The following is a 22911-nucleotide window of genomic DNA, read 5'->3' as shown; positions in this document are numbered from 1 at the left end:
TCACACCAAAACGAGATATTAATCACATTTTTGTGGCCATCATAGCAAGCAGGCCAAGCAAAACTGAGCCCTTTATTCTCTGAGCCACTCGCACAAATAATCAACAGAAAGCATATAAAAAAGTAAAATGGTCCACTGGCAACACAAAAATAAACACAAAAAACTAATCTGAACGTCAATATGCAGTCATAAAATACACAACAGAAACATTTAGACACATTTTTATCTTGTTTATGGCATTAACAATAGCGTAACCTCCCGCACCGATTAGATGCCCATTGACGGGTACATGACGTAAGAATGGAGGTCGTGATGCATTCGAGTGCTTCACAAAAACAGTTGAATACCAAAAAAACGCTCTTTACGCGTTTTCTGGATACGGTTGAGTGGCTGGGCAACCTGCTGCCGCACCCAATCACCCTTTTCGCCCTGTTCAGCCTGGCAATACTGATTGCTTCCGGCATTGCCGGCTACTTTGGCGTTTCAGTGCCAGACCCGCGCCCGGAAGGCGCCCCAGGGCGTGCCGCTGACGGCATGATCCACGTTATCAGCCTGATGAACGCCGAAGGTCTGCAAATGATCGTGGCGAATCTGGTGAAAAACTTCACAGGCTTTGCCCCGCTGGGTACTGTGCTGGTGGCCATGCTGGGTGTCGCGATTGCAGAATATTCTGGCTTACTTTCTGCTGCAATGCGTGGCCTGGTCATGGGCGCTTCCCGCCGTATGGTAACTCTGGTTGTGGTGTTTGCCGGTATCATTTCCAATACGGCTTCAGAGCTGGGTTATGTGGTGCTGATCCCACTGGCCGCCATGCTGTTCCACTCGCTGGGTCGTCACCCTCTGGCGGGTCTGGCCGCGGCTTTTGCCGGTGTCTCCGGCGGCTACAGCGCTAACCTGCTGCTGGGCACAGTTGATCCCCTGCTGTCCGGGATTACCCAGACGGCAGCGCAAATGATTGACCCGACCTACCAGGTTGGCCCGGAAGTGAACTGGTACTTCATGTTTGCTTCAACGTTCGCGATCACCATCATGGGTGCCTTCGTGACCGAGAAAATTGTTGAGCCAAAACTGGGCACTTACAATGTCGAGGAAGCCAGCGACGATCTGAGCAAAGACAAAATGGGCAAGCTGACGGATCTCGAAAAGAAAGGTCTGAAAGTGGCGGGACTGGCTGCACTGGCGGTATCTGTTCTGCTGGCGCTGACCATAGTGCCGGAAAACGGTATCCTGCGTCATCCTGATACCGGCCTGGTGGCAGGCTCGCCTTTCCTGAAAGGCATTGTGGCTTTCATCTTTGTGTTCTTCGCCATCCCTGGCTTTGCGTACGGTAAAGTCGTTGGCACCATGAAGACAGATCGCGACGTGATCAGTGCGATGTCGGCTTCTATGTCGTCAATGGGTATGTATATCGTACTGGTGTTCTTTGCCGCCCAGTTCGTGGCATTCTTCAAGTGGACTAACTTTGGTCAGGTCTTTGCCGTGGCGGGTGCAGACATGCTGCAATCCATCGGCCTGACCGGGCCAATGCTGTTCTTCGCCTTTATCCTGATGTGTGGCTTCATCAACCTGATGATAGGTTCAGCCTCGGCACAGTGGGCAGTTACCGCCCCTATCTTCGTGCCTATGCTGATGCTGGTCGGCTATGCGCCGGAAACCATTCAGGCGGCGTACCGTATCGGCGACTCTGTCACCAATATCATCACCCCTATGATGAGCTACTTCGGTATGATTCTGGCGGTGGCGACCCGTTACCAGAAGAATCTGGGACTGGGCACCCTGATTGCCACTATGCTGCCATATTCCATGGTCTTCGTGGTCGGCTGGAGCCTGATGTTCTATGTCTGGGTGTTTGTACTGGGTATCCCGGTTGGTCCGGGCGCCGCGACCTATTACAACATTGGCGGCTAATCCTGCTTCCTCCTGAAACGACAAACCGGGCAAACGCCCGGTTTTGTTTTTCCTCTTTTCCCCAGCGGGATACACAGCTTATTTCTGATACGGGATCTGATAGCTGGCCAGCCAGCGCAGCGTCTGGTGATACACATTCGCCACCTGAGCTTCATTCATTCCCAGCCGCTGGCAATACCGGGCGGTACTTTCCCAGTCGGCATTGTCGTAGGCATCCAGTAAATTCAGAATATCGCCCAGCGGCCCCTGCCGCAGCAATAAAGCGCGGTGGACTTCCTCAGACAGAGGTAACAGCTCCAGCAGTTTAGGCAGCGGCTTATCGAGCAAGGCATCGAGCAGCGAAAACATCCCCGCCAGAAACGCCTGATCACTGTTCAGGGCAATACCGCTTCCCCTCGCCAGCTCTTCGCACATGCGCGCCCGCTGCAGCGACAGAATATACAGCTCGCGCGGTTTGCGGATAGAAGCATGAGCCGCGGCCACCACTGAGACAAACAGCTTAATTTTCTCTTCACCCAGATACACCAGCGCCTGCTTAAAGTTACCGATTGGCGTCAAGGTTCGGTGGGCGGCGGAATTGACATAACGCAGCAAAAGATAAGACAGGGAAACGTCGCTGGCAATAATGCGCTCGACACGGGGAAAATCGACCGGAGTGCGACTGATTTCACGCAGCAGTCTCAGGGTGGTCAGCGTTTCAGGCGTCACCTGACGGTTTTTCAGCAGCTCAGGTTTGCTGAAATAATAGCCCTGAAACAGATGAAAACCGGCAGCCCGGGCGGCTTCAAACTCTTCCCGGCTTTCTACTTTTTCGGCCAGGAATTTCAAGCGGCGATTCTCATGCTGGGCCACAAAAGCACAGGCGCGCTGACAACCCAGTTTGATGAAATCAAGCTTAATCACATGCACATAGGGCATGAAGCGCTGCCAGGCCGGTTGCAGATCAAAGTCGTCCAGCGCTATGGTATAACCCTGTTTATTCAGATGACGTATCGCCGCAAACAGCTCATCATCCGGGGTGCAGGTTTCCAGCACTTCTATCACCACCTTGTGCCGCGGCAGCAACAACGGTAGCAATCTCACCAGGCTGTCATAGGGGAAATTGATAAAGGTACGCTGGCTTGCGGTGGCAAGATCGTCACCGACAGCCATGTAGTTTTCCACCAGTAAACGGCTGGTTGCCGTGTTGGCTTCGATGTCCGGAAAGGCATTCTGCTCCCCATCACGAAACAGCAATTCATAACCAACGGTTCTCTGCTGGCGGTTCAAGATAGGTTGACGAGCAACGTAGGCGTACATATTGGGGAAATTAATGATCCTGTCCGGTGGAAGACAATAACAATAATAGAATGGCATCAGATTTGATGCCGTATCCAAAACCATCAACACTTTACGTTATACTGGAACATATTACTAATTCCTTTATATCGCCACAAAGAGCTGACAAATGTTGGACAAGCTTCCCATGACTCAAGGTTTTTCCTTTTCCCTCCCTGCCGGGGCGATCAGCATGGAATCCGATTTCGCGGCCACCATGGCAGGGCCGGTGGCCGAGTGCTGGGCTCAGCGCCGGCAAAGCCAGTTCGACGGTGTCGGAGGCGTGCCCATTGCCTGGATGAGCCTGACCGGCTTCAGTACTGACAGAGCTATAGTGCTGGTGAATGGCAGGGTCGAAACCTTCCATAAATATCAGGAGCTCTGCTGGGAGCTGACCCGTCAGGGCTACGATGTTTTTGCCCTGGACCACCGCGGCCAGGGCTGCTCCGGCCGCTTGACCCCAGACAGCCAGCTCGGCCATGTGGAAGAATTTACCGATTACGTCAGTGATCTCCATACCTTTGTGGATACCATAGTCAAACCGGCCGGTTACCAGCAGCTCTTTATGCTCGGTCACTCGATGGGCGGCACAGTGACCAGCCTCTATCTGGCCCAGTACCCGGATGATATTGCGGCCGCCGTGCTGAGCGCCCCGATGCACGGCATCAAAGTCAGCCACTGGATGAAGCCTATTGCCTCGCCGCTGGCCAGAGTGGCCGAGCAGCTCCAGCGTCAGCCCGGCTATGCGCCAGGCCAGACCCCTTATTATCCCAAGCCCTTTGCCGATAACCCCTTATGCCAGAGCCAGTGCCGTTACGAGTGGTTCCGCAAGCTGTATGAAGACCAACCGGCACTCAAACTGGGCGGGCCCAGCTCCCGATGGGTCTGGCAGGCATTGAGCGCCGCCCGCCAATCGGTGGTACTGGCCGGTCAGATCCGCTGCCCGGTACTGCTGCTGCAAAATGAACAGGACACCATAGTCGATAACCGGGCGCAGAACCTGTTTTACCAGCAGATCAAACAGACCGGCGGCCAGTGTCAGGTGAAGGTGATCAAGGGCGCCCGCCATGAAGTGCTGTTCGAACAGGATTCGCAGCGGGTACAGGCAGTCACAGCTGTGCTGGAACACTTCGCCCGGTTAAGCCAGCCAGCGACTGTCGCCACCCCGCTGGTGGCCAGCGGTCAACCAAGCTGAACCCACACTGACAGGAATAGCGGAAAAAACCAGAGTCGCAGATTAGCCTCTTTTCTTGATCTAATCTGGTTTACACTGCCTGTGTATGTCAATCACCCGGCTGGCCCGAAGCGGTGCAGCCATCAAAGAAAGAGACGTGCCATGTATAAAATTGTTGCTTCTGATCTCGACGGTACTCTGCTGACACCCGATCATAAAATCGCCCCTTTCACCAAAGAGGTGCTCCAGCAGCTGCACCAGCAAGGCAAAGATTTCGTCTTCGCAACCGGCCGCCACCATATCGATGTGGCCGAAATGCGCGAGCAACTGGGCATTCCGGCTTTCATGATCACCTCTAACGGTGCCCGGGTGCACACTTGTCAGGGCGAAGTGCTGTTCCAGCAGGACGTGCAGCCTGAGGTAATTCTGGGATTGATGGAGCTCACCAAAGACGAGCCGGACTTACGTATTCATATCTACCGGCATGATGACTGGCTGCTCAACATCGAAGATGCGTATCTGCGTGATTTCCACGAAACCTTTACATACAAATTGTTTGACGTAAACAATCCACCGCTGGATGGCGTAGCGAAGGTTTTCTTTACCCGTGATGATAAAGACCACGACAAACTGGTTGTGCTGGAGGACAAGTTCCGCGCCGTGTTTGGCGAGCGTGCCAGCATCGCCTTTTCCACGCCCTGGTGTCTGGAAGTGATGGATGTCGGGGTGTCGAAAGGCCACGCCCTGGCAGCGGTTGCCGAAGCGAAAGGCTATGCGCTGACAGACTGTATCGCCTTCGGTGACGGCATGAATGATGTGGAAATGCTGAGCATGGCCGGCAAAGGTCTGGTGATGGGTACAGCTCACCACAAAGTGATGGCCGCCCTGCCTGACAACGGCGTGATTGGTTCATGCGCCGACGAAGCCGTAGCGCATTATCTGGCCGAGCATCTGCTGTAAGCCACTTTTCCCTAGTCCTATTCAAGGGGAGGGAATACTCAACGCTTCAGCAAACTCAGTACGATCCCTCCCCCTTTTCAAGGGGGAGGCTAGGAGGGGGGTTATACGGCACAAACGCTAAATCCGCGCCCGCCGCTCGAACCACACCCTAACCCTCCCCTTGCCAAGGGGAGGGAATATTCAAACAATAAACCATTACAAGTGCGTTAAAACTGTCCTGTCATCCGCAGCACTTCCTGCCACTGCTGTTCCGTAACCGGCATGATACTGAGGCGGTTACCGCGCTGCACCAGCGGCATTTCATGCAGCGCATCATTGGCTTTGATGCTTTTCAGCGTTACCAGGCGCAGATGGCGCACATATTCGATGTCCACCATCACCCAGCGCGGATTGGCGGGATCGGATTTCGGGTCGAAATACGGGCTGTCGGGATCAAACTGAAAATGATCGGGATAGGCCTCGCGCACCACTTTGGCAACCCCCACCACCCCAATGTCTTTGCACGAAGAGTGATAGATAAAGACCTGGTCACCCACTTTGACGTCATCACGCATCATGTTGCGCGCCTGATAGTTACGAACGCCTTCCCAGCAAGCCACATTCATCTGCTTGAGAGTATCAATAGAGAAAGTATCCGGTTCCGTTTTGAATAACCAATAAGCCATATCGCATCCTGTTGTCGTGATTTTGTGGTACCAGAGCAGTAACATCTGAGGTCACAGACTCAAGAATACCATAAGCGATGGCAACCATGAGCGCCGAACCTGCTCCACAAACGGTAACACCCTGCCCGAATTGCGGCTTTGTTCATAATTGTATCTGCCATGCCGAGGTGCGCCTGCGCTCTCAGGCGATCTTCGTGCTGCTGACTCACAGCAAGGAATTTGGCAAAGACACCAATACCGGGGCGCTGATGGCCAGAACGTTGCCGCATTGCCAGCGCCTGCTTTGGTCTCGTACCGAGCCGCCCGAGGCGCTGCTGACGCTGATAGCCGATGACACGATCCAGCCCTGGCTGCTGTTTCCCGCCGACGACGCCCATCCCGCGGTACCCTTTGCACGCGAGACAGGCAAGACCCCTTTATTCATTCTGCTTGATGCCACCTGGCAGGAAGCACGCAAGATGATGCGCAAAAGCCCGTGGCTGGCTAAGCTGCCCCGGCTCAGTCTGAGTGTGGATCGCGACTCCTGTTACTCGCTGCGCCGCAATCAGCAAACGGGCAATCTGTGCACCTGCGAAACAGGCATTGCCCTGCTGGAGTTGCTGGGAGAGCACAGCGATGCCAAGGCGTTACTGCAGTATTTCGACGCCTTTCTGGCGGCCTTCCCGGCGGAAAAAAGCGGGCATCCGCGTCGTCGGCCTGAGCCATAATCGCGCTGCGCCTCACGGGCTGCACCTCACAGAACGGTATTTAAATTTGCCGATTTCTTGCACGCAGCGCTGAGCCGCCCTATATTAAAACCGACTAGTCAGTCGGTATATGGATAAATCGGCTGGCATTCTCTGATACTCAACCGCGTGTACGCGGTTCACTCTGTCAAAACAGGAGATAGGGATGACCTTTGCCACTGCGAGCCAAGACAGCCAGCAGATTTTCACTATGCAGCGACTGTTCCACACCCAGCGCAATGAGTACCTGACGCAGACCATGCCGGACTATGCCAGCCGGATTGCCCGACTCAAACAGCTGAAAGCCGCATTGCTTGCTCACAAAGACGCGCTGTGTGAAGCACTGTCTGCCGACTTTGGCCACCGCAGTCACCAGGATACCCTGCTGAGCGACATCCTGCCCTGTGTCCAACAGATCAACTACACCATTAAACGACTGAAAAAATGGATGCGGCCATCGCGGCGTCACGCCGGCTTGCTATTGATGCCGGCCAAAGTGGAAGTCATTTACCAACCGGTCGGTGTGGTCGGTATCGTGGTGCCCTGGAACTTCCCTGTCATGCTGAGTATAGGCCCGCTGATCCCTGCGCTGGCGGCTGGCAACCGTGCCATGATTAAGCTGAGTGAATTCACCCCGCAAACCAACCAGCTCATTACCGCCCTGCTGGCAGATATCTTTGCTGACACTGAGGTCGCCGTCATTGAAGGGGAAGCCGACATTGCGGCGGCGTTTACGGCACTGCCGTTTGATCACCTGTTGTTTACCGGCTCCACCGCCGTCGGCCGCCATGTCATGCGCGCTGCGGCGGATAACCTCACCCCGGTTACGCTGGAACTGGGCGGTAAATCGCCAACTCTGATCGCCCCGGATGCCGATATGCCGCAGGCGGTTGAGCGGATGATTTTCGGCAAGTGCCTGAATGCGGGTCAGATCTGCGTGGCACCGGATTACGTTTTAGTGCCGGAAGGCAAAGAAGATGCGTTCATTGCCGAGTTCAAGAAACAATTTACGCAAATGTATCCGCAAGGCGTGCACAGCCTGGACTTTACCTCAGTTGTCAACCAGCGCCAGTTCGACCGTCTGAGCCAGTGGCTGGCAGAAGCTGTCCCGAACAACACCCGGATTGAAACCGTCCACCCGGATGCCATCGACCCCGGTGCGCACCGTATGGTGCCGCATTTGCTGGTGAACCCGAGCGACAGCCTGACCCTGATGCAAGAAGAGATCTTCGGCCCCTTGCTGCCGGTGATCACCTACAGCAACATCGACGAGGCCATCCAGTACATTCAGCGGCGTCCCCGCCCGCTGGCCTTATACCTGATGACGCAGGACAAAGCCCTGCAAGAGCGCGTAAAATCTTATGTTCACGCCGGTGGCATGGCCATCAATGATTCGGTCTTCCATGTCGCGGCCGACGATGCGCCATTCGGCGGTATCGGCCCGTCTGGCATGGGGCATTATCACGGCAAGGAAGGCTTTCTGACCTTCTCCAAAGCCAAAACCGTGCTGACCAAAGGCCGCATCAATACCGCCAAACTGGCCGTACCGCCTTTCACCGGCTGGCGGGCCACAGTGCAAAAGCTGATGATGGCTTTCTTCTTACGCTAAACCTGTATTATGCTGGCTCACCCCGATGAGCCAGTTTCTCCACTGACAGCGAGCTATGAGCCAGAATAAGAAACAACAATTATTAGATGCCGCCCTCAGCCTCTTTACCCGGCAGGGTATTCAGGCCACTGCCACTGCCAAGATCGCCAAAGAAGCCGGAGTGGCCAATGGCACGTTGTTCCATCACTTTGCCAGTAAGCAGGTGCTGGTCGAAACCCTGTATCTGAGCATAAAAGCAGACATGGCAACGGCCCTGACACCACCGGACACCAGCCTGAGCGTGCAGGCGCAATTGCAGCATATCTGGCAAGCCGCCATCAACTGGGGACTTGCCCATCCGCAGCAGTTTCAGTTCCTGCGCCAGATGGCCAACGACCCGCAGTACCTGCTCAGCCAGCAGCATGCCATGCTTAGCCAGGCCCTGCCTTTCCTGCCGCAACTGATAGAGCAGGGACAACAGCAAGGGGAACTGGCAGGCTGGCCGCAACCTCTGATGCTCAACACCTGCCACAGCCTGTTTTTATCCACCGTGAGCCTGTTTGCCGAGCAACCGGCACTGGCGGCCGATCCCGCCTCACGTCAGGCGGCTTTTGATATGTTGTGGTACGGCATGGCCCGGCAAGCCTGATAGCAAACCACTATTGGCGATAAAAAATTCTTCTTTATCGCGACTTTTCATATATTCCTGACGGGAATTTCACGCTTGCTTCACGTTTTCTTCGTTATTCTGGCTACATAGATAGCACGATGACAGCGGCAAATCGTTGCTCAGCTGTCATACTGAAAACAGTCGCTGCTCCCATGAGCCCGATAACGGAGAACCCAGTCATGAAAAAAGTGATCTTCTTATTTGCCACTCTGGCCCTGCCCCTGGCCGCTACCGCCGCTCAGGGAGGCTACACAGGACCGAATGAAACCCAGGGCGTCAACTCAACCGTCGCCCAGGCTATGCAGGCCAAAGACGACGCGCGCGTCACCCTGACCGGCCATATCGTCGCCTCACTCGGCGATGAAGACTACCGCTTCAAAGACAGCACAGGCGAAATGATCGTCGAAATCGACAACCACCTGTGGGGCGATAAACAAGTCGGCCCGGAAACTCAGGTCACCCTGATGGGCGAAGTCGACAAAGACCTCAACGGCACCACAGTGGATGTGGATAGCGTGCAGATTGGGCAGTGAACGATAAGCCTAAACAACAAAGCCCCGCGATGCGGGGCTTTGTTCTCTCTTTGCTTTATCCGCTCATAAATAATTTTCCATTTTTAACCTTATATTCAGCTCATTTAATCCCAAGACAATTTTCACATCATAAAGCTAACATTTTTATTCACTAAGAAATAAAACCTGATATTATTATTTTTCCATAAAATCAGAGAGAAATATGATGAAAAAATTATTGCTGGCATTAATGTTTTTTATTTACCCAAATTTATCTCAAGCAGAAATTGTGGTAACCAACACAGGCTTAATAACAGGAATATACAGTTGGGGAGTTGCTGAAGTCGTCCCTTCATTAGACGGTGATACTTTAATTACTATGCCGACAGGTCTTACTGAATGCCCCGGTGGTGTATATATTAAAGACTCCGACTACGCAGATCGGCTACTTTCCATGGCTATGGCAGCATACCTAGCAAAACAAACTGTTCGATTTCAGGTCTGGAATGATGCAGATAGATTTTGGAAGGGTTCTAGCGATAATTACTGCCAATTAAGAAGCGTTCAACTAAGAAAATAACGACTTAAGGCTATTTTATGAAAAAGATAACCCCACTTTTACTGTTCTATTCTTTTTGTTCATTTGCAGACCCTATTCACACCCCTACCGGTATCCCCAAAAACCTTCATGTATATGACATGAATGGTAATACATTTGTTGATCTGGTTACTCATGGGTGTTCAGGTACCAGATATTATTTAACACCTAACCATCCTAAATATGATGCGATCGTCTCTATTTTATTGACGGCACAAGCCTCCAATAAACCCGTAATTATTCGCTTTGAGGACTGTACACCTCAGGGACAAGGTAACATTGTTGGTGTATACCTCAAATAAAGATTTCATATGAAAGTCAGAGTTAGATTTTAATGAAAAATTTATCAACTTGTTTGTTCTTACTCTTGCCACTGCTGAGTTTTCACTTGCAAGCAGCAAGCTACTCTCAAGATAGTGGCGTGATAAGCAGGATCTTTGTCAGTGCCGAAGGCGCAGTTGCAGCCCAACTAAAAGGCGGTTTTCCAAGGGCGACCTCAGATAATCAATGCCCGGAAAACAATGGCTGGGCCGGGCTCCGTATGGCTGATAACACCATCAAATCTGCCATTCTGGCAGCTAAAACCGCCAACCTCTCTGTCACTATCACAATTGAAGGCTGCGAAGGTCCTTGGTTTAAAATAAAAGATATATACCTTAACTAAAGATCAAGCCCGTGAGTAATATTCACGGGCTGATTTGGCAGGCCGGTTAATTAAAGGAGACATACTTGATGTCTTCACCATCACCCCAGCGCATACAGGTACCAGCACCTTCAATATAAACGGCTTTTCCGCTGGCTTTCGCTGCCAATAACAGGCTGTACTGCGACTTTCCGTATGTGCTGTTTTCGTCTTTTATCATCCAGTAATTATAGTCCTTTGCACACTCTGCACGATTAAGTATCTCACCATTAATGTAAACATAATGCAGACCATCATCCCTGACGATGATACGCGATACCGTGCCAGTCACCGAGCCAGCAAAGACAAATGAAGAAGAAATGAGCAAAAATACGGAAATGAACAGCTTCATCGCACTGGAGTTTTTCATTACTTAATTGATCCTATATAAACAGGTACAGGCGCACTACCATAAGTAGCTAATGTGCTGCAGTCGCCCGAGCCTGGGTAGTAAAATATCGCTTTGGCGTACGATTTCTGAATGTTTTGTAACATGCTGGTCCACATCGCACAGGTGGTGATACCCACACCTTGTCTTGCTGTGTTCAAATTACAAATATAGGTGTACTCATTTCGACCGGAATGCAGGACATTCACACTGCCATTTGCATAAACCAACACGCGATTGACTTCAACTTCACAGCTAAATTCCGCCAACGCAGTTGTCGAAAACATCAGAGATAAAATCGCTATCACCTTTTTTAACATTCGTTCTTACCTCAGCCTCATGATTCTGCGGTACACACTGTTATTACCGTCCCACGCTTCACAACTACCCACATTGGTATAGGAAACCGTAATTGAAGTACCAGCAGTTTTTGCCGCTAATAGCATCGAATACATTCTTGCTCTTCCTTCACTGGATAAGGTATTACTGATCGCAAACGCTCGCTTATCAGAACATTCAGCGACGTCCTTACCATTGTTATCCAAGTAGACCAAAATGGTTTCCGTAGTCGCATACGTGGCAATGTTCAATACTTTCCCTGTTGTATCAATCCAATACTCTGATGAAAAAGCATTCGATGACAAACAGACTGCTATCAGTATAAAAATGTGTTTTCTCATCATATGCCCCTATCGGATATGTAAGCCTGTTGCCATACAGGTTTCACTGTCATTTTTCTTATAATAAACCCTGACCACCTTGAAGCCAGCGCTCTTAGCTGCCAGGACCTGAGAGAACATGGCTTTGCCCGATTCTGTAGAAAGGTCCAGATACATAATATTCCACTTACACCCAGTTAAAGCTTCCGCAGTATAAAACCCTGCCGTCGTCGTGCCTTCGGAGAATACCTGGGTAATAGTAAATGGCTGGTTAAATTCAGGATCACCTTGCTCTGCAAACACTGAGAATGGTAATGCAATCATTACAATGAAACTTAAAATTAATTTTTTCATCTTAATCAACATTTTTACTCTTAACATTCAATATGCTGAAGCCAACTAAAGATCATCGCTGAACATTTAATGGCTAAAAACTTAATTTAATCAATATCCTATTGGTACTGGATCGCATAAAGATGACAATACTTACCTGTTGGTGAACCCGGCCACATTTCATCAGGTAACCCGTACGCTATCACACGCGATTTCGCGTGAAATGCTGCAATTGCCATCGACAAATTGGCATCAAAGCCAGGATCCGTTTTTCTTAACCAATATCCACTTGGGCAAGATGTGGTCTCTGGTTCTGCAAGCTTTAAGTAAACATCCCCACCACCAAACTCTGAATAAGAATGAATGGTTTTTATGGTTGAAACACTTGAACCGACGAAATTCATATCTACGGCATAAGTCTTTATAGATACAAACACCATTAAAAAGACAAAGAGTTGCCTCATCATACTCTCCAAAAAATTCTCTTATTAGTTAATTAACATCAGCCAGCCGGGTCAACCTGAATCACTAAACAGTATTGACCACCTGTTTCGATACCAGAGGTATACACAGTCGCCATTCGGTTATTGGCAGCCCACTGCGCCAGAACAACAGATACCATAGTGGTGTTTTCCTGCTTTATTTTCATCCAGTTATAAGGTGTACCAACACAGTTTTCAGGAATGATTTGATTCTCTACTTTCACTAACAATGCGCCTTCGATAGCGGTAATGTTGGTGATTTTACCTGACACGTAATTTTCTGCAGCCATCGAAAATGGGGTTGAAAACAGAAAGAATAGCAAGCCTGCAGATTTGATTAACTTGATCATTTACCGAATCCTTACTTTATACGGAGAAACACCATAATGAGTTTTTTCACATTCAATGCCACTGCTCAATGGAAAAGCCAGCATGACTTGTTTACCCGACGCATGCGCCGCAAGTACGATAGAGACTCGGCTGTCTAAAGCCGGTTCCAGGTAAGTGCCCAGCTGTTTCCATCCCTGTCCTTCTAAATGCACCAACACATTTTCAGGCTGAACCTGAAGCTCAAGCACTTTGGTATAGGGACAATAAATCGCATCTGTCGCTGTAGAATTAGCTGACCAAAACAAAGATAAACACAGGAAAGTCAGCTTACATATTTGATTTATTTTCATTTTATGCGCCTTTACATAAACATTCGGACATAACTGACTTCACAGTCTTCCGAGTTTTCAACAATCCGGACCGTAAGTTGCTTTTGAGTAGAAAGCGCAGTCAGTACTGTCGAATACATGGCATCAAACACAGGGTGGGTGTTTTTTAACACCATAAAATGGCCTTCGACCAGCTTACAATTCAGCTTCTCTTTCCCTGCCGGCGCTTGTAAGTAAATGTGCCCGGTTTGATTAGGATAAACTGATAACAACGCCTCTTTTCCAACGCCAACACATGCCGTTGGGATACATTCCGCAATCACTGTCGGACTACAAACCATTAACAAAAATAAGAAATAGCGCATTATTTCCAACCACTATCATGGGTTCATAGTCACATAGGAAACTTCACACTCAGGTGAGTTTTCCACAATTCTAATTTGCAACTGTTTCTGAGCCGCAATACCTGTCAAAATCGTCGAATAGATCTCCCGATATAATAAATGATTCATTTTAAGAGTCATATATTGACCTTCAAAAAGATCACATTTCAGGTTTTCTTTACCAACAGGAGCACCAATGTAGATATTTCCTGTTGATGACAGGTAAGTTCTGGTTAAAACATCTTTGCCTACACCGTAGCAGGCGATGTTGTTGCAGCCAGCCCAAGAGGCAGATGTAAATAGTAAAAACGTCAAAACTAAGTAGCGCATTCATAACACCTATATAATTTATGTGCCTTGTAACATAACATCGATATAAACTTTATATGAACTTATTGAATCTTAACGAGAAGTATCCCCAGCACATAGAAACAATCAAATTAATAACAAACATGAATAATAATGAAACAGGACCAACAAAAACAGTAATCAAGGTTACAAAAACAAAGGCCGCTATTGTAAGCTTGTTCTTATATAATGGTTTCTTATCCTTAAAGTCGATAAAAAAAGCAATCAACAAAACGGACAAACCTAAACCTGAATATGTTATTCTCGTCATTAAATCAACTCCTGGTTGTATTCCAAGATACAAACCCAAAGAGTAAGTAATTAACAACCCAAAGTAATATTTTGCCTGTAATGCATTGGTCATAATACAATCTATATTAAAATACAAAGACAGAAAGTTAAACAAAATAGTGCTCAAAAACATTAACGTTTAACCTTTTATGTGGTTATCTATTATTATCTATTTCGTAACCTTAACCCATCCAACAATTGCTCTATTGTCTTCACAGGTTTCAGTATTATAAAAAGCTAAGTTTTTATCCGCAGTGAAGGCAGTAAGAACAATCGAAAACTTCCAGTTTGCGATAGCTTCATTTGGACTTTTAACTCTATAGAGTGCACCACCACAATCGTGAGGAACTGTAGAGTTAAATTCAAAAACTGTCGAGTCACTATCCAGTTGATAGACATAATCAACTTGACTTCTACTGATATCCTTGCCAGCAAATACTGAAACTGAAAAAATTGCAATCAATAAAGATGAAATTATTTTCATTTTCTTCTCCTTTAAACTTAGTTAAATCTTGTTGTTCATATTAATTTTACAATTTTAGCCTATCCATTCTATTTCCCACACCATGGTAGCGATGTTTAGTTTGCTATCAAATATATTACGGGTAGGTAAAAATCCTATATGCACAAGTTAACATCAACTTTACATCGCCTAAATTTAACTGACAAACCCCATCTATTGAAAATAGCATACAATGCTAACGCTTCTACGTGAAATCTTTGGCTTCTAGCTTTCTGAGAGCATCAGATTTCACGGAGGGAAAGCAAAAGTTCACATATTGTACAAAGTAGAATCCCGCCCTGTAATAAACCTCACACACTGTGCAATTTTTCTTAATCGTAAGCGTCACCAAGATAAATAAAATCGTCAGCTAGCCAAAACCAGTAGCCACCTTTACACGCGAATATTTTTTCCAATAGCTCACTGAAGGAAAGAGCTAGAACGGGACATTCTCCGGGCGATGCATGTATGTCCCAAAAACTGTCGTAGCATTTACCAAAACGATTTTTATGAAGATCAATCGATATTCTTTGTTCTGGTCCAGCTTCTGCTACAATATACCAGTCATTTGATATGTCATCTTCAGGTACATCAACTTCCCAGCCATCAGCTAGTATTACAGGATTAGACAGAACTAATTTGTCAGGGGAAACGATCTCCATAGCATAGTCGCTACCTATAAAAAAACTAACCCCACCACACTCCTTATAAAATTCTTCTAAATCTTTAGGTAAAGCGTGCTCATCATTAATCTGTGGTAATCCACAAGGGGGTAGAACAATACAGTCCGTTGAATTCCTAATTTCATCTAATATCGATTTCATAATTATTGTCCGTAGATATATTGATTAAAGTCATTGTAAAAATTCTGTCTAGCCTCCATCGGTACTTTCGCTGCGTCGAACTGCCTCTCGGCCATCTCATGCATTTGTCTAGGTGAAAGATTTTTAGCTTGACCTTGTACAGATCCCATAGTCTCCCTTAGATAATCATTTCCAGCTTTATGTGCGGCCTTATGCCCATCCACACTCAGAGCCATGGTCGGATTATCAGCGGCTCTACTTTTATATCCAGGAATATTATTTTTAGCCCAAACATCGTTAACACCATGGTGGTTTACCAAGGGAGAGTTTGTCGGTCGGTAAGGTACAGTATCAAACTCTTCTACACTCCTTGTAACTTTCTCTGCTAAGGTTGATAGCTTATTCCATTTAACCTTATTACTGACAATACCAATAGTAGCAAACTTAATCGCCTCAAATACCCCTTCTTCTTCAGCATAACTCCAAGCATCAGAAATAACATTAATTACAAAAGAAGGATCTAAAAATTGAACCGTCTCATTCCGTAACCAATTGACTGCACGACCAAAAGGGGTTGGATCTGCTTTAAAAACTTTAAATGCTTCTGCAAGACTTTCAGTTTTACTAGGTAAATCATCCTCTTTATACCGTTTAGGTTCACTGCCTGTATTACGTCCATTTCTATCGAAGTGTATCTCTTTACCAGACGAGTCGATATGAACTGAACGACCTAAACCATCACTACCACCCGATCCTTCAACATATCTGAACCCTGTCGGATCAATAAATTTGAGTGGATTATTTAGCGTATAAGTATAGCGGTTGAAGCTGCCCGTCACATAAGGTGACTGGATCAGCGGATCTGCACTCAGGAAGCGGCCGAGTTCCTGGTCATACACACGGCCGTTCATGTGGATCAGACCCACTTCTTCGATATGCTCGTGTCCGGTGTAGCCGCGATTTGTCTTAGCATCCTGCAAAAGCGACTGCCGCTTAGTATCACGCCATTGCACTGCTCGCATGCGACCCCAAACATCAAAACTACGGCGTTCAACAAGTAAACCGTAACCGTCGGTGATCATATCGACGGAATTCAGCGCATCGTAATGCAGATACCGAATCTCTTTTGTTTCTAATTGGTTTTCTGCATTTTTAGTCTGGGTGTTCAGCGCAATCAGTTTGCCATCAGCATAGATATAATGCTGATGCTGTACTTGTCCGGTTTTGGTGTCGGTTATGCGCTCATACTGATTGCCTATATAGACCGTTTGCTTACCATCACTGGATTTTTTCAGATACCGGTTATGGTTGGCGTCGTAGACAAATTCGACAGTGTGGTTGTCCCGCGAAATCTTCACCGGTTTGTTGAAGGCACTCCACACAATCACGCGTTCTGGCGTACTGGTGCTGCCAGCCGAAGCGCGCACCATGTTACCTGCACTGTCGTAGTAGTACGTCAGACCATTTGCCTGTGTCACTGCGTGAGGTCCGGCATTGTGTTGACTGTAGCTGTAGCTGCCCACGCCTGTTTTTGCGGTGATATTACCCAGCTTGTCGTAACTGAAATGGAACGGGGCGGCAAAATCAGGGTTATCCGGCCCGTGCAGATCAGGCGTGTCCAGCACGATACGATTGGTCGTCACCCGGTCCAGACCGTCATAGTCATACCTGTCGGTGATACCCAGTTCACTGTCGTTACGGTACACCACATTGTTGTGATTATCGTATTTGTAATGTAAGAATCGTTCAGCGCGTCCTTTGTCTGTTATTCTTGGTACAGCATTATTAAACAGCGCATTACTATCATGCGTTACGATGTAATCCGGCCGGCCGGTTGCTGCATTGTGACTGTAGGTGTTCACCAGCCCGTTACCCAGGGTTTCTGCCAGCGTATGATCAAACGCATCAGTATCGCGGCGTTGCCAGTAATACACATAAGCTGCATTATCGGCAGAATCTGCTGCTAGCTTTGATTCCGTCATAATGGCGTTGAGGTGATCTGCCTGACCCACCTGCTGCGTCTTCGCACATCGACTGCCTGTCGCGTGCTGTATTTGCTGACCACCCAGCTGATTGGCGTAGTCGCAGTAGAGACCCGTTAGATCAGCGACGCGCTCTGACAACGCAACTAAGTCACTCGCCAGATCGGTGTAAAATTTATAACGCTGCCCCGAAATACGCGCAGCTTCAGCCAGATCTTCTGCGGTAAAAAGCAATTCTTCACGGGTTTCACCATCGGCGTGTGCCGCGTAAATATCCCGATTGCTCATCAGATCTTTGTGACCGTTGCCGTCATAGTCCGCCAGAATCAGGTCGTCAGAAGCCTTTAGTGAGAGTTTGTCAAACTCCGCTTTCGTGAACTTATGAATCGTGGCATTGTAATTACGCTTGCCACCGCTGGTGCCAGCCAAGGATGTCTCTAGCTGGTACACCGCTTCACCTAATGTGATATCTAAGGGAACACTAATATCATCATGCAGCAGGACCCAGGTCGCCGGACGCAGATAACACTGCCCCTGACTGTCGCACCATTGCTTGAAGCGATAACTGCTACCTAACAGACCTGCCGAAGAAGCATCCAGATTCCGGATATTCACGGTTTTCTGCTGATATTCTGCTGCCTTATTTTTAAAGAAGGCTTCACGGGTGGCATACTTCTCAGCCGTAACCACATACTGCATGGCCTGAGCTATAGCCTCATCCAGCAATGTTTTAATTTCTTCACGGAAACTGATGTCGGTGAAGGCTTTATCCGCGTACGTTTTCGGACTGCGGACCGCCGACATATAGCCATGTGGATTATAAATGTACTCAACGGCCAGGCGGTCCAGGGTATTTTCTTTATCGCTGAGTTGATTCACGATGCCCAAAGCAGAGCTGTCGGCGCCATTCGGACGAACCTCACGGCTGACCCGCTCATAGTTATCGTATAAATATTTAGTACTGAGTTTCTCCCCTCCGATCTGGACAGCAACTTCTTCAGTCAGTCCGGCAGCGTTGTAGTAATAGTCGGTCCGGTTACCATAGCCTTCAAAGTAGGACAACTCACCCGTCAGTCGTGTGTCATACACCCAGTAAGAGGTATTGCCACCTTCAACCTGCTTGGTTTTACGGCCGAGGTTATCGTAAGTCACCGTCGTCGTAACACCATTGGCGTCTTGCTTTTCAACCAGCTCACCCAGAGCGTTATAAATGTATGTCCACTTTCCTAAGTCCGGATCATCAAGAGAACGACGATGGCCTAAGTTGTCATAACGAACAATGGTGCTGTTGCCGGCCGAGTCGGTTGAGGAACGTAGCAAACCGTCCGGATAATAGGTATAACTCTGCGAGGCACCTTCCGGTTCGTTTTTCTGCAGTATGTGACCCAGCAGGTTTTGGACTGTGCTGTGTTGAAAGCCGCGTGCATCCGTGACTGTGGTTGTTAAGCCGTGATAAACAGTGGTGAATTCCGCACGCCCGCCATTGCTGGCAGGTTCCGACTTCTTAATTTCACGATTCAGCGCATCGTAAGCAATGGTCACGTAAGGTGCAGAAGCATTTTTTGAGACAAACTGAGGCCGGGTGATCTTCACTTTGCGGCCATTGCGGTCCCATACCGTATCCACCACCACAAACTGACCATTGAAGGCTTTATGCAAACGGCGAATTTCCCGGCCGGCAAAATCGTACTGAGTGACTACCTCACCACCGGCAGCGGCTTTGGTCACAGAACATGACACCGTTTTAGATGTCGTGTGAGGGCAGGCTCCATTCAGGGTGTAAGTGTAAGACACTGTATTACCTGCACCGGGCAGTGTTTCCAGCTTCAGTCGGTTAAATGCGTCATAGCTGTAGCTTTGTTTGCGCCCTTGCGGATTCGTACTGGATGCCAGCACACCATCGCGGTTAAAAGACACATCCGTTTCATGACCCAGTGCATTGATCATGCGATCGACAAATAAGCCCGCACTATCGTAAACCGTGACAGTTTCGCGTTCTGCCACGTTTGTGCCAGATACAGTTTCTTCCGTCAGATTCCCCCAAGAATCGTAACTGAAATTTTTGGTTAGGAATTTGCTGGCCAGACCAATTGTCGACCCCGCTTCGTAATCTGATGCTGTGGTCGTTGATGAACGGATCAATCCATTGGATGTGTACTCAAATTCGTTCTTAACTGTACGTGTCAGACCCGTTTGAACATCAGTGATTGTGCTTTCTGTCGATTTCAGCGCACCGACTTGCCAGTACCTGTCACCGACTTCAGTAATCAATTGCGCAACGGTTCGGGAACTGGAGGAAAGTTCTGCATCGCTGTCACTGTTGACATTTTTAAATACAAATGTGCCACCACAGGCTTTGGGCGAGACTTTATTAAAATCAGAAGCGGAAATAGCGGACAGGTTACCGGTATAGGTTGTCACGCCAAATGCGTTCGTCGAAGAGCTACTGCCATCGTAACGGTAATAATTGTTGTATTTTTCCAGTACAATCGGGGTTGAGACATCACCATGAATCAGAATGACAAAATCACTGGGTTTAAAGTAAGCCTTACCGTCTGAACCACAGTATTTTTGCATGCCAGCTTTAAACGAAGACAAGGTCGCTGAGGTTACTCCAGTAAAGGTATTCACATCATAAATTAAATGACTTTGTATTGAGCCTGCCGATAAATATTCATTTTTGATCGTCTGAGTAAAATTACCGGCATGTTCATCAGTACCCAACAGGGTTGTTTTCTCTTCGGTCACATTACCAAAAGCATCAAGCGTCCGTGCGATAACTTCTCTTTTAGTAATTAAAGACGTGTTATGCAAGTCATACTGCACTGATTCTGATCGATTGGCATAAACCTGATAAACATTACTTTCTTCTATACTTTTATAATCATTCTTAGAATAAGACACCTTCTTGCCGTCTTTAAAGACGGTGATGCTTTTTATTTTTCCGGATTTTATGGGGTCAGTATTTTCAAATTCAGTTACACGTACTGTTTTAACGTCACCATTTTCTGTTTCAGTGACTTTAGCAAAACCTAAGAATCCGTAACCTTCCCGATGAGACTTCGCACCTTCATACACATAGTTATAGGTGGTTTTGGCATAGCCGCGTGGTGTCTTGGAAACATCTGACACCAGATAGCGACGAGGTGTCGAGTTTTGAATCGGGTACTGGTGAGCTATCTTTTGCTTAAGGACAGAAGTGTCTGATGCTGGTTTATATGTAATAGCGTAATCAACCCCATATTCTGCGATTGATTTGATTTTATCCTGAGCAAAAGGAATACTTCTTTTGATTGTTTTGTTTGCGATGTTGTCAGGCCAGCCATCTGAGTTTACATCAGTAATTGAATTATTGTCGGCAATTGCATAAAGATAAGAACTATCCTGTCTGTTGCTGGAAAAATATCCGCCCTGATTACCATAAGCAGTAGTATGGTAAATAATTTCCAGGTAACCATCATTATTGAGGTCGGCTAGAGCAACTTTCTTGGGGGTGAATTTATATTCATTATATCTTCTTATTCTTCCACGACCTCCCCATTCCTCTGTTTTTTCAATGACCTTTCCTTGTTGAGATATATTAATACTGCTCGTAAGGACAAATGAACTCCCTGTGAATGTATAAACTTTTATTCTATAAACAACATTTCCTGGTTCATTTTTTTGACTTACCCAATCTTCTAAGCCAGTAACAAGATCAAGATAGCCATCACCGTTAATGTCACCTATAGTAAGCAACTTCGTATTAGTTATTGATTGTACTAAAGAATTATTTCTGTAATACTCAATTTTAGTTGTAGAGCTTGGCGCCTTAATATATTCAACATTCCGGCTATCTCCATCGAAATCATAAACGTTACATTCAGAGCATTTGCTTTCTAATTTATATTTACCATCCCCATTTAGATCTGATGGGAACTTATACTTACTAGCCCAAGACCAATTACTAGAGCCAATATCACCATCAAAATATAGTTGACTTTTCCCACTACCAATTGGATAAGAGTACAGCGTACCAAGTTCGCTAGCTGAACCTTTTGATTTATTTGGCCAAGCACAAAATGCCCTATACTCAGGTTTATTATTTCCTGCCCAATCTGCAACTATTAGATCATGACATAATGCATCTGCTCGAGTAGGGTAAGTAATCAGACTCCCGGGTAGTTTAGCTTTAGCATCGTTATTGGTATATACACTTCTTTTATTGGTTGAAAGTGCAACAATTTCTAGATGACCATCCCTTTCTACATCATAAAATTTATGTCCTGCAACGTTATCAGAAAAGATTGCCTTTTCAGATTGAAAGCTTGGTTTCGCTTTAGACTGCCATGAAAACGAAACCGGTGTACTACAGGTACCACTCACGCATTGCTCTATCTTAGTCAGTAATGAACGTTGCGTACCCGCTGACTGTTGATAAGAAAGGTTATAAGTGGAATATTCACTCCCCAAACTATTTTTAGTAGTAACGGACTTGATTCTGTAGGACTGGTTGAGCTTGCTGCCTTTCAGATAAGAAAATGTTTTGTCAGTACGAGAGTCATAGTTGATCGCTATCGAGCCACCGACGTAACTCACAGTGCTCAGTCTATGGGTGCCAGCCGCATTATCTTCCGAGTAGGTATATGTAATCGCATTCCTTCTGGTTTTATCTGTCAGCTTGTTCAGCGACCACTTATAGACATCTGACTTACCGGGTAATTCCACTCTTGAGTCTGCGGACACACCGTAATCAAACACCTGCCCGGATTTCGTCCAGACTTTAAAGTACTGAGGACCACTGCCTTGCTTACCAATCGATACAATCTTGCGGTAATCGTTAATGTGAGTGCGATATTCTGTTTGATCGCCACCAGGCTTACCGTTAACCGCGACCAAGCGTTCACCATCAATACAATATTGATCACTGGCATCTAGATTAACGCCTCCCCAGGCACCATCAATCGCAAGATTCTTACCACAACGATAAACAGAAGACAGCCCCTTCAAGTGCCAACCCACACCAAGCGGACCATTGCCACTATTACTGCGGTATTCAAAGCTGAGTTGCGGTTGATGCCCGGCGCGCCCTGGCGCTACAGCGATGGGTAATGAATACGTGGCTTCACCGCCAGCGGTTTGATATTCCCCGCTGAGCACAATGCTTTTCCCGTCACCTGAGGTTAGCGCCAAAGCCTCCGCTGGCGCTAAGCCCAGTGACAATCCCATAAATAAACATGCACGAGCAGTCAAAAATTTGACCATAAGGTGGCGAGAACGTCCGTGTTTCATTATATTTACCT

The 22911-nt window shown here is 47.5% G+C and carries 24 protein-coding genes; 10 read left to right on the top strand and 14 right to left on the bottom strand.

Annotation, left to right across the window (positions count from 1 at the left end):
- The first annotated feature begins 312 nt into the window (after positions 1 to 312).
- Positions 313 to 1908 (top strand): AbgT family transporter, encoded by a 1596-nt coding sequence (locus Q4491_RS04800; RefSeq protein WP_303455213.1) that lies wholly within the window; start codon positions 313 to 315, stop codon positions 1906 to 1908.
- 78 nt (positions 1909 to 1986) lie between these two features.
- Here the strand turns inward: Q4491_RS04800 and Q4491_RS04795 are convergent, their stop codons facing one another.
- On the bottom strand, positions 1987 to 3207 hold the full coding sequence (locus Q4491_RS04795) for an EAL and HDOD domain-containing protein (protein WP_192016108.1): 1221 nt from the start codon (positions 3205 to 3207) through the stop codon (positions 1987 to 1989).
- 148 nt (positions 3208 to 3355) lie between these two features.
- On the opposite strand from Q4491_RS04795, the gene Q4491_RS04790 reads away from it, so the two are divergent.
- Complete coding sequence (locus Q4491_RS04790) at positions 3356 to 4420, top strand: alpha/beta fold hydrolase (RefSeq protein WP_368393393.1); 1065 nt, start codon at positions 3356 to 3358, stop codon at positions 4418 to 4420.
- A gap of 141 nt (positions 4421 to 4561) precedes the next feature.
- Positions 4562 to 5359 (top strand): Cof-type HAD-IIB family hydrolase, encoded by a 798-nt coding sequence (locus tag Q4491_RS04785; RefSeq protein WP_192016043.1) that lies wholly within the window; start codon positions 4562 to 4564, stop codon positions 5357 to 5359.
- A gap of 206 nt (positions 5360 to 5565) precedes the next feature.
- Here the strand turns inward: Q4491_RS04785 and Q4491_RS04780 are convergent, their stop codons facing one another.
- Entirely contained in the window at positions 5566 to 6024 is a 459-nt protein-coding gene (locus tag Q4491_RS04780) for an EVE domain-containing protein (RefSeq protein ID WP_218384524.1), read from the bottom strand.
- 77 nt (positions 6025 to 6101) lie between these two features.
- On the opposite strand from Q4491_RS04780, the gene Q4491_RS04775 reads away from it, so the two are divergent.
- From Q4491_RS04775 to Q4491_RS04745, 7 genes are all read left to right on the top strand, one after another.
- The gene (locus Q4491_RS04775; RefSeq protein WP_303455206.1) at positions 6102 to 6731 is read left to right on the top strand and encodes a tRNA-uridine aminocarboxypropyltransferase; all 630 of its coding nucleotides are present in this window, start codon (positions 6102 to 6104) and stop codon (positions 6729 to 6731) included.
- Between the two features lie 229 nt (positions 6732 to 6960).
- Positions 6961 to 8358: a coniferyl aldehyde dehydrogenase gene (locus Q4491_RS04770; RefSeq protein ID WP_303455603.1), complete on the top strand. Its 1398-nt coding sequence runs from the start codon at positions 6961 to 6963 to the stop codon at positions 8356 to 8358.
- 55 nt (positions 8359 to 8413) lie between these two features.
- Complete coding sequence (locus Q4491_RS04765; protein ID WP_192016045.1) at positions 8414 to 8986, top strand: TetR/AcrR family transcriptional regulator; 573 nt, start codon at positions 8414 to 8416, stop codon at positions 8984 to 8986.
- 173 nt (positions 8987 to 9159) lie between these two features.
- Positions 9160 to 9540, top strand: coding sequence for a NirD/YgiW/YdeI family stress tolerance protein (locus Q4491_RS04760; protein ID WP_237794960.1), 381 nt, complete (start codon positions 9160 to 9162; stop codon positions 9538 to 9540).
- Between the two features lie 202 nt (positions 9541 to 9742).
- Positions 9743 to 10099 carry a hypothetical protein gene (locus tag Q4491_RS04755; protein WP_303455189.1) on the top strand — a complete coding sequence of 119 codons (357 nt, stop codon included), beginning with the start codon at positions 9743 to 9745 and terminating at the stop codon, positions 10097 to 10099.
- A 17-nt stretch (positions 10100 to 10116) separates the two neighbouring features.
- Positions 10117 to 10419: a hypothetical protein gene (locus Q4491_RS04750; RefSeq protein ID WP_218384532.1), complete on the top strand. Its 303-nt coding sequence runs from the start codon at positions 10117 to 10119 to the stop codon at positions 10417 to 10419.
- Positions 10420 to 10451: 32 nt separating this feature from the next.
- Positions 10452 to 10781 (top strand): hypothetical protein, encoded by a 330-nt coding sequence (locus tag Q4491_RS04745; RefSeq protein ID WP_192016049.1) that lies wholly within the window; start codon positions 10452 to 10454, stop codon positions 10779 to 10781.
- A gap of 46 nt (positions 10782 to 10827) precedes the next feature.
- On the opposite strand, the gene Q4491_RS04740 is transcribed toward Q4491_RS04745, so the two are convergent.
- From Q4491_RS04740 to Q4491_RS04685, 12 genes are all read right to left on the bottom strand, one after another.
- Entirely contained in the window at positions 10828 to 11169 is a 342-nt protein-coding gene (locus Q4491_RS04740) for a hypothetical protein (RefSeq protein WP_303455182.1), read from the bottom strand.
- Positions 11169 to 11507: a hypothetical protein gene (locus tag Q4491_RS04735; protein WP_192016050.1), complete on the bottom strand. Its 339-nt coding sequence runs from the start codon at positions 11505 to 11507 to the stop codon at positions 11169 to 11171. Before Q4491_RS04735 ends, Q4491_RS04740 begins: the two co-directional genes overlap by 1 nt.
- A 369-nt stretch (positions 11508 to 11876) precedes the next feature.
- Positions 11877 to 12212, bottom strand: a complete 336-nt coding sequence (locus tag Q4491_RS04730) for a hypothetical protein (RefSeq protein WP_303455177.1) — start codon at positions 12210 to 12212, stop codon at positions 11877 to 11879.
- Between the two features lie 86 nt (positions 12213 to 12298).
- Positions 12299 to 12646: a hypothetical protein gene (locus Q4491_RS04725; protein WP_303455175.1), complete on the bottom strand. Its 348-nt coding sequence runs from the start codon at positions 12644 to 12646 to the stop codon at positions 12299 to 12301.
- Positions 12647 to 12681: 35 nt separating this feature from the next.
- A complete protein-coding gene (locus tag Q4491_RS04720; RefSeq protein WP_303455173.1) occupies positions 12682 to 13011 on the bottom strand; it encodes a hypothetical protein in 330 nt (109 codons plus the stop codon).
- Entirely contained in the window at positions 13012 to 13341 is a 330-nt protein-coding gene (locus Q4491_RS04715; RefSeq protein ID WP_303455170.1) for a hypothetical protein, read from the bottom strand. It lies immediately after the preceding gene.
- Positions 13342 to 13352: 11 nt separating this feature from the next.
- Positions 13353 to 13694: a hypothetical protein gene (locus Q4491_RS04710; RefSeq protein ID WP_303455167.1), complete on the bottom strand. Its 342-nt coding sequence runs from the start codon at positions 13692 to 13694 to the stop codon at positions 13353 to 13355.
- A gap of 6 nt (positions 13695 to 13700) precedes the next feature.
- Positions 13701 to 14033 (bottom strand): hypothetical protein, encoded by a 333-nt coding sequence (locus tag Q4491_RS04705; protein ID WP_303455164.1) that lies wholly within the window; start codon positions 14031 to 14033, stop codon positions 13701 to 13703.
- Positions 14034 to 14085: 52 nt separating this feature from the next.
- Positions 14086 to 14415 (bottom strand): hypothetical protein, encoded by a 330-nt coding sequence (locus Q4491_RS04700; protein WP_303455161.1) that lies wholly within the window; start codon positions 14413 to 14415, stop codon positions 14086 to 14088.
- A 96-nt stretch (positions 14416 to 14511) separates the two neighbouring features.
- Positions 14512 to 14826 carry a hypothetical protein gene (locus Q4491_RS04695; protein ID WP_303455158.1) on the bottom strand — a complete coding sequence of 105 codons (315 nt, stop codon included), beginning with the start codon at positions 14824 to 14826 and terminating at the stop codon, positions 14512 to 14514.
- A 350-nt stretch (positions 14827 to 15176) separates the two neighbouring features.
- Entirely contained in the window at positions 15177 to 15668 is a 492-nt protein-coding gene (locus tag Q4491_RS04690) for an SMI1/KNR4 family protein (RefSeq protein ID WP_303455155.1), read from the bottom strand.
- A 2-nt stretch (positions 15669 to 15670) separates the two neighbouring features.
- On the bottom strand, positions 15671 to 22900 hold the full coding sequence (locus Q4491_RS04685) for an RHS repeat-associated core domain-containing protein (RefSeq protein ID WP_303455152.1): 7230 nt from the start codon (positions 22898 to 22900) through the stop codon (positions 15671 to 15673).
- Positions 22901 to 22911: the final 11 nt, after the last annotated feature.

It is taken from the genome of Photobacterium sp. 2_MG-2023, assembly GCF_030547675.1.
GTDB classification, from domain to species: domain Bacteria; phylum Pseudomonadota; class Gammaproteobacteria; order Enterobacterales; family Vibrionaceae; genus Photobacterium; species Photobacterium arenosum.
This window is presented reverse-complemented; position numbering and strand designations above follow the sequence as displayed.

What these genes read in the sequence shown, in the direction of transcription:
- Q4491_RS04800 (WP_303455213.1), top strand. Translation starts at nt 313, where the DNA reads ATGCATTCGAGTGCTTCACAAAAACAGTTGAATACCAAAAAAACGCTC.
- Q4491_RS04795 (WP_192016108.1), bottom strand. Translation starts at nt 3,207, where the DNA reads ATGTACGCCTACGTTGCTCGTCAACCTATCTTGAACCGCCAGCAGAGA.
- Q4491_RS04790 (WP_368393393.1), top strand. Translation starts at nt 3,356, where the DNA reads ATGTTGGACAAGCTTCCCATGACTCAAGGTTTTTCCTTTTCCCTCCCT.
- Q4491_RS04785 (WP_192016043.1), top strand. Translation starts at nt 4,562, where the DNA reads ATGTATAAAATTGTTGCTTCTGATCTCGACGGTACTCTGCTGACACCC.
- Q4491_RS04780 (WP_218384524.1), bottom strand. Translation starts at nt 6,024, where the DNA reads ATGGCTTATTGGTTATTCAAAACGGAACCGGATACTTTCTCTATTGAT.
- Q4491_RS04775 (WP_303455206.1), top strand. Translation starts at nt 6,102, where the DNA reads ATGGCAACCATGAGCGCCGAACCTGCTCCACAAACGGTAACACCCTGC.
- Q4491_RS04770 (WP_303455603.1), top strand. Translation starts at nt 6,961, where the DNA reads ATGCAGCGACTGTTCCACACCCAGCGCAATGAGTACCTGACGCAGACC.
- Q4491_RS04765 (WP_192016045.1), top strand. Translation starts at nt 8,414, where the DNA reads ATGAGCCAGAATAAGAAACAACAATTATTAGATGCCGCCCTCAGCCTC.
- Q4491_RS04760 (WP_237794960.1), top strand. Translation starts at nt 9,160, where the DNA reads ATGAGCCCGATAACGGAGAACCCAGTCATGAAAAAAGTGATCTTCTTA.
- Q4491_RS04755 (WP_303455189.1), top strand. Translation starts at nt 9,743, where the DNA reads ATGATGAAAAAATTATTGCTGGCATTAATGTTTTTTATTTACCCAAAT.
- Q4491_RS04750 (WP_218384532.1), top strand. Translation starts at nt 10,117, where the DNA reads ATGAAAAAGATAACCCCACTTTTACTGTTCTATTCTTTTTGTTCATTT.
- Q4491_RS04745 (WP_192016049.1), top strand. Translation starts at nt 10,452, where the DNA reads ATGAAAAATTTATCAACTTGTTTGTTCTTACTCTTGCCACTGCTGAGT.
- Q4491_RS04740 (WP_303455182.1), bottom strand. Translation starts at nt 11,169, where the DNA reads ATGAAAAACTCCAGTGCGATGAAGCTGTTCATTTCCGTATTTTTGCTC.
- Q4491_RS04735 (WP_192016050.1), bottom strand. Translation starts at nt 11,507, where the DNA reads ATGTTAAAAAAGGTGATAGCGATTTTATCTCTGATGTTTTCGACAACT.
- Q4491_RS04730 (WP_303455177.1), bottom strand. Translation starts at nt 12,212, where the DNA reads ATGTTGATTAAGATGAAAAAATTAATTTTAAGTTTCATTGTAATGATT.
- Q4491_RS04725 (WP_303455175.1), bottom strand. Translation starts at nt 12,646, where the DNA reads ATGATGAGGCAACTCTTTGTCTTTTTAATGGTGTTTGTATCTATAAAG.
- Q4491_RS04720 (WP_303455173.1), bottom strand. Translation starts at nt 13,011, where the DNA reads ATGATCAAGTTAATCAAATCTGCAGGCTTGCTATTCTTTCTGTTTTCA.
- Q4491_RS04715 (WP_303455170.1), bottom strand. Translation starts at nt 13,341, where the DNA reads ATGAAAATAAATCAAATATGTAAGCTGACTTTCCTGTGTTTATCTTTG.
- Q4491_RS04705 (WP_303455164.1), bottom strand. Translation starts at nt 14,033, where the DNA reads ATGCGCTACTTAGTTTTGACGTTTTTACTATTTACATCTGCCTCTTGG.
- Q4491_RS04700 (WP_303455161.1), bottom strand. Translation starts at nt 14,415, where the DNA reads ATGACCAATGCATTACAGGCAAAATATTACTTTGGGTTGTTAATTACT.
- Q4491_RS04695 (WP_303455158.1), bottom strand. Translation starts at nt 14,826, where the DNA reads ATGAAAATAATTTCATCTTTATTGATTGCAATTTTTTCAGTTTCAGTA.
- Q4491_RS04690 (WP_303455155.1), bottom strand. Translation starts at nt 15,668, where the DNA reads ATGAAATCGATATTAGATGAAATTAGGAATTCAACGGACTGTATTGTT.
- Q4491_RS04685 (WP_303455152.1), bottom strand. Translation starts at nt 22,900, where the DNA reads ATGAAACACGGACGTTCTCGCCACCTTATGGTCAAATTTTTGACTGCT.